The organism is Bradyrhizobium sp. P5_C11_2 (assembly GCF_054049755.1).
In genome coordinates this window covers 1-1,012 of the sequence record NZ_JBFULT010001096.1, presented here as the reverse complement: position 1 = coordinate 1,012, position 1,012 = coordinate 1, and the positions used below count along the sequence as shown (strand labels likewise).

Genomic DNA, 1,012 nt, shown 5'->3' with positions numbered 1-1,012 from the left:
GGTCGGATCGAGGGCCGCGTTCGACATGATCGACGAGCGAGCGGTTGCCGTGCTGCTTGACGATATCGCCGAGCGACGCCTCGCATCCGAGGACGCGCGGCAGGCAGTCCGCGATAGGCTTGGAATCGGATCAAGTGCGCAGCCGGATGCAAGAATTGCTGATGCCATGAGGCGGATGCGCGAGGAGCCCAGCGGTTCGCACACGCTTGCCGAACTCGGCCGCCAGGCCGGGCTTTCGTCCTCGCGCTTTTTGCATCTGTTCAAGGACGTCACGGGTGTGCCGCTCCGCCGCTACCGCATCTGGAGCCGGATCGGCGCAGCCGCGCGGGCGGTCGCACAGGGGCAATCGCTGACCGAGGCGGCGCATGGCGCCGGCTTTTCCAGCTCCGCGCATTTCAGCACGGCCTTCCGCGACATGTTCGGCATGATGCCGTCGGAATTGTTCGCGCGGATTCGCGCGAGCTAGTTTTCCGTCGGCGCAGGGCTAGGTCCCGGACCGTCCTCGTCGATCTCGGAGAGGATGTCCACGAGCTCGCGGACGCGGCCGTGGGCGAGTGGCCGGAGATCGTTGATCATCGGCTCGTCATTGGCGAGCCAGGCCTGCGCTTCCGCCAGTTCGTCGACGGTCGCGCCGGTTCCAATGATCTGGGCGATGGTGACGTCGTCGGCCCGGTCCACGGTCTTGACGATGTCGTTGCGGGAGAGGCGCCTCATGGGTGATCCTCCTGCTGTCGGCTTCCTCTCCATTAACCGGGGAAGCCGCGTGCCGGTTCCATCGACCGGGTGCCGCTTCGGTGGGAGGCTACTTCTTCGCCACCTTGTAGATCGCGTTCTCGATGTCGGAGGTGAAGTAGATGACGCCGGAGCCGCCGATGGCCACCCCTGTCGGAATGTTGGTCGGCAGGCCACCAGGCGCGCCTGGCAGGCCGATCGCAAGATTGGCCGCGATCTCGGTCACCTTGCCGTCGGGCGCGATCTCGATGAGCCGCTGGGCGCCGACCTCGGCCACGAC

General features: G+C 66.4%; 2 protein-coding genes and 1 pseudogene. 1 reads left to right on the top strand and 2 read right to left on the bottom strand.

The window, feature by feature from the left end; translation table 11 throughout:
• Positions 1–466, top strand: a 466-nt coding sequence (locus ACXJL8_RS41930) for a helix-turn-helix domain-containing protein (protein WP_456687130.1), incomplete at its 5' end; no start/stop codon positions are given.
• On the opposite strand, the gene ACXJL8_RS41925 is transcribed toward ACXJL8_RS41930, so the two are convergent.
• Positions 463–714 (bottom strand): hypothetical protein, encoded by a 252-nt coding sequence (locus ACXJL8_RS41925; RefSeq protein ID WP_456617334.1) that lies wholly within the window; start codon positions 712–714, stop codon positions 463–465. The genes ACXJL8_RS41930 and ACXJL8_RS41925 overlap by 4 nt on opposite strands.
• 88 nt (positions 715–802) lie before the next feature.
• Positions 803–1,012, bottom strand: a pseudogene (locus tag ACXJL8_RS41920) (hypothetical protein); the annotation flags it as partial.